Below are 4804 nucleotides of genomic sequence, written 5' to 3'. Positions count from 1 at the left end.
GCCGTGCTCGGCGGCGTCATCATCGGGCTGCTTGAGAACATCGCCCAATATGTCGACAGCGAATATCTGCACTGGGGCAATCTCTATGAGATTGCGCCGTTCTACGTGATGATCATCATCCTGATGATCAAACCGTATGGCCTGTTCGGCACCAAAGACATCGAGCGGGTATAATATGGCGAGCCCTTCCCTCATTCCATCCGGCGACTTCCGCACCTCCTACGCGGCAGACACCACGATCTTTCCGACCGCGATGAGCCGCAACTTTGCAATAATCGGCATCATCCTCGCCTGCTTCGTGCCGTATCTGCTTTCCAATTACTGGCTCAGCATCTCGATCCAGATCGGCATCTTTGCCATTGCAGCGCTCGGCCTCAACATCCTCGTCGGCTTCACCGGACAGATCTCGATCGGCCATGCCGCGTTCTTTCTGTTCGGCGCCTTCACTTCGGCCTACATCTCGAACAACCTGCCGATCCCGGTGTTCTTCGCCATTCCGATCGCCGGCGTGGTCACAGCGCTGGTCGGCCTGATCTTCGGCGTGCCGGCGGCGCGGCTGAAGGGGCTTTATCTCGTCATCGCCACGCTTGCCGCGCAATATATCCTGCTCGATTTCTTCTCGCGCGCCGAATGGTTCTCCGGCGGCTCGGTGCCCGCCAGCGCCAATCCGTTCTCGGTCTTCGGCTATGCGTTTCGCGGCGACCGGCAATATTTCTACGTCGTGCTCGCTTATCTCGTGGTTTGTTTTCTGCTGGTCACCAACCTGATGCGCACGCGCGACGGCCGCGCACTGGTCGCGATCCGCGATCATTATCTCTCCGCCGAGATCATGGGCATCAACCTGACGAAATACCGGACGCTGTCATTCGGGCTTGCGGCATTCTTCGCCGGCATCGCGGGTGCGCTCTATGCGCATTATCAGCTCGTGATCTCGCAGGAAGGGTTCGGCATCGAACGCTCGATCCTGTTTCTGGCGATGATCATCATCGGTGGCACGGGTTCGATCATGGGCACGCTGATGGGAACGGCCTTTGTGGTGCTGCTGCCGGAATCGATGGAGTGGATCAGTACGACGCTCAAGGGCTCCGCCGTCGACCGCGCGCTTTCGCTCAACAACAACATCACGTTTTTGCGCGAGATCACCGTAGGGCTGATCATCATAGGCTTCCTGATGTTTGAGCCCGATGGGCTCGCCCATCGCTGGCGGCAAATCAAGATCTACTGGAAACTCTACCCGTTTTCGCATTGAGCTTGAGACAAGCGAGACTAAGATAACACTTAAAATATATAACCGGAGGAGACACCATGACCCTGAAATCTTTGGCTAGCACCGTTTCGTTGGCGGTGATGCTCGGCGGCGCGGCATCGAGCGCACAAGCCCAGATCGCCATCGGCCATCTCGAAGATCTCTCGGGCGGCACGTCCGATGTCGGCACGCCCTACGGACAGGGAGTTGCGGACACCTTCGCCTGGATCAACAAAAATGGCGGCGTCGGCGGCAAGCAACTCGCGGTCGACAGCAACGATTACGGTTATCAGGTGCCACGCGCGATCGCGCTCTACAAGAAATGGTCCGCGCCCGACAGCAAGGTCGCAGCGATCATGGGCTGGGGCACGGCGGATACCGAGGCGCTGACCGGCTTCCTCGCCCAGGATAAAATTCCCGATCTTTCCGGCTCCTACGCAGCAGCGTTGAGCGATCCCGAAGGCACCAGCGGCAGGGCCAAGGCCGCGCCCTATAATTTCTTCTACGGCCCGACTTATTCGGATGCGCTGCGCGCCGAGCTCACCTGGGCGGCCGAAGACTGGAAAGCCAAGGGCAAACCGGGCAAACCGAAATTCGTCCATATGGGCGCCAACCACCCCTACCCCAACGCCCCGAAAGCGGCCGGTGAAGCGCTCGCGACCGAACTCGGTTTCGAAGTGCTGCCGCCCTTAGTGTTTGCACTCTCGCCCGGCGATTACAGCGCGCAGTGTTTGAGCCTGAAGAGCGCCGGCGCCAACTATGCTTATCTCGGCAACACGGCTGCCTCGAACATCTCGGTCATGAAGGCCTGCAAGACCGCGGGCGTCGATGTGCAATTTCTTTCCAACGTCTGGGGCATGGATGAGAACGCCGCCAAGACCGCGGGCGACGCCGCCGACGGCGTGATCTTCCCGCTACGAACAGCAGTGGGCTGGGGCGGCAACGCGCCGGGCATGAAGACCGTGGTGGAGATTTCCAAAATGTCTGACCCGACCGGCAAGGTTTATCGGCCGGTGCATTATATCGCCGGCGTCTGCTCGGCGCTCTACATGAAGGAGGCGCTGGACTGGGCCGCGAAGAACGGCGGGGCGACCGGCGAGAACGTCGCCAACGGCTTTTATCAGAAGGCCGACTGGGTGCCGGCCGGAACGGACGGCGTCTGCAATCCCTCGACCTGGACCGCGAAGGACCATCGCGCCACGCTCAAGGTCGATCTCTATCGCTCGAAGATTTCTGGCGCGACCGATGGCGACATCAACGATTTGATGGCCAAGGGCACGATCAAGCTCGAGAAAGTCAAGACCGTCGACCTGCCGCGCAAGGCCGATTGGTTCGGGTGGTGATCGCTTCACCCTCCCCCTGAAAGGGGGAGCGCTGGGTTGGGGGTCCTCGCATGACCCCTCCCGTCTCGCCCAAAGCGGGCTCGCCGACCTCCCCCTTTCAGGGGGAGGTGATCAAGATCCCGCAATATTCGAACGAGGTTTTGCCGGTGGAATCCTCTCTCGCTACGGCCGCAAACACAGCGCCCCACACCACCCCCGCCCCGCTCCTCGCGGTACGTAACATCGAAGTGGTCTATGACGACGTGATCCTGGTGCTGCGTGGCCTGAGCCTGGACGTAGCCAAAGGATCGATCGTGGCGCTGCTCGGCGCCACTGGCGCCGGCAAATCGACCACGCTGAAATCGATTTCTGGCCTGCTCAAGACCGAAGACGGCGAAGTGACGCGCGGCGAAATCCTGTTCGACGGCGAACGGATCGACGGCATCGATCCCGACAAGATCGTCCGTCGCGGCATCTTTCAGGTGATGGAGGGCCGCCGCATCATCGCCGATATGACGTCGCTGGAAAACCTGAAGCTCGGCGCCTTTACGCGCAACGACAACGAGGTGGCCTCCGATATCGACATGGTGTTTAAGTATTTCCCGCGCCTGAAGGAGCGCACGGGATTGGCCGGCTATCTCTCCGGTGGCGAACAGCAGATGCTGGCGATCGGACGCGCGCTGATGGCACGGCCGAAGATGATCCTGATGGACGAGCCCTCGATGGGCCTGTCGCCGCTTCTGGTCAAGGAAGTGTTCGCCATCATCCAGGAGATCAACCGCGACCTCGGCGTCACCATTTTACTGGTGGAACAGAACGCGCGCGCTGCGCTCTCGGTGGCTAGTCATGGTTACATCATGGAACAAGGCAAGGTGGTGCTCGACGGCACCGCGGACGAATTGCGCGACAACGAGGACGTCAAGGAATTTTATCTCGGCGGCGCCGGCGATCAGCGCAAGAGCTTTAAAAACCTGAAAAGCTTCAAGCGGCGGAAGCGATGGTTGTGAGCAGCCGTCATGGCGCATCGAAGATGCGAACCCGGAATGACCGCTAGAGGCAATACACAATGACCGACCACTACGACGCCCTTGAAACCCGTGATCCTTCGATGCGCGAGGCCGAGCTGTTCTCCCGCCTCCCCGCCATCCTGCGCAAGGCGATGGAAGCGCCCGGCTATGCCGAACATCTCCGCGGCATCGATCCGGCGACGATCACCAGCCGCAGCGCACTCGCAACACTGCCAGTGTTGCGCAAATCGGATCTACCAGCGCTGCACAAGGCCACGCCACCCTTCGGCGGTTTCGTTGACAAGCCGCCAGGGGCCTTTGCGCGGCTTTATACGTCGCCGGGGCCGATCTTCGAGCCGGAAGCCACACATGCCGATCCCTGGCGCGGGGCACGGGCGTTGTTTGCGGCCGGCTTTCGCGACGGCGATGTGGTGCTCAACACGTTCAGCTATCACCTTACGCCCGGCGGCTTCATCTTCGACACCGCAGCACGCGCGCTTGGCTGCGCTGTCATTCCCGCGGGCCCCGGCAATACCGTCTTCGATCCAGCGGGCGGTGGTTTCGGGTGCTGCGTTTCCGCCTTCGTTGCAGAAGGAGATCAAGTCGCACGGCATCGACGCCTATCAGGCTTTCGGCACCGCCGATCTCGGCCTGATTGCCTTTGAGACCGCCGCGCGCCAGGGCCTCGTGGTGAACGAGGACATCATCCTGGAAATCGTGCGGCCGGGCACCGGCGAGCCGGTTGCCCCGGGCGATGTCGGCGAGATCGTCGTCACCACGCTCGATCCCGACCATCCCTGGATCAGGCTGGCGATCGGCGACCTCACCGCGGCGCTGCCGGGTGCAAGCCCGTGCGGCCGAACCAATGAGCGCATCAAAGGCTGGATGGGCCGCGCCGACCAGACCACCAAAATCAAAGGCATGTTTGTCCGGCCCGAGCAAATTGCCGAGATCGGCAAACGTCACCCCGAACTCGGGCGATTGCGCCTCGTCGTTCAGCGCGACAACGAACAGGATGTGATGGTACTGAAGTGCGAATCCACTTCAGCCAACGACGCGCTGAGCAACGCGATCGCCGCCACGTTGCGCTCGGTCACAAAGCTCAGCGGCACAGTTGAGCTGACCGCACCTGGAAGCCTGCCGAATGATGGCAAGGTGATTGCGGACGAGCGCTAATTGCGACATCACAGAATTGGGTTCGTTTTGCAAAACCGCAAAGAAAGTTAAAA

General features: G+C 60.9%; 3 protein-coding genes and 2 pseudogenes. All 5 read left to right on the top strand.

Annotation, left to right across the window (positions count from 1 at the left end):
* A pseudogene (locus tag ABSE61_RS36255) lies at window positions 1-174 on the top strand (branched-chain amino acid ABC transporter permease); the annotation flags it as partial.
* 1 nt (window position 175) lies between these two features.
* Complete coding sequence (locus ABSE61_RS36250) at window positions 176-1249, top strand: branched-chain amino acid ABC transporter permease (RefSeq protein ID WP_423875959.1); 1074 nt, start codon at window positions 176-178, stop codon at window positions 1247-1249.
* A 56-nt stretch (window positions 1250-1305) separates the two neighbouring features.
* Window positions 1306-2589, top strand: coding sequence for an ABC transporter substrate-binding protein (locus ABSE61_RS36245; RefSeq protein WP_423875958.1), 1284 nt, complete (start codon window positions 1306-1308; stop codon window positions 2587-2589).
* 50 nt (window positions 2590-2639) lie between these two features.
* Window positions 2640-3575 carry an ABC transporter ATP-binding protein gene (locus ABSE61_RS36240; protein WP_423875957.1) on the top strand — a complete coding sequence of 312 codons (936 nt, stop codon included), beginning with the start codon at window positions 2640-2642 and terminating at the stop codon, window positions 3573-3575.
* 59 nt (window positions 3576-3634) lie between these two features.
* Window positions 3635-4751, top strand: a pseudogene (locus ABSE61_RS36235) (phenylacetate--CoA ligase family protein).
* Window positions 4752-4804: the final 53 nt, after the last annotated feature.

Origin of the sequence: Bradyrhizobium sp., assembly GCF_049519115.1 — a bacterium.
Lineage (GTDB): Bacteria > Pseudomonadota > Alphaproteobacteria > Rhizobiales > Xanthobacteraceae > Bradyrhizobium.
This window is presented reverse-complemented; position numbering and strand designations above follow the sequence as displayed.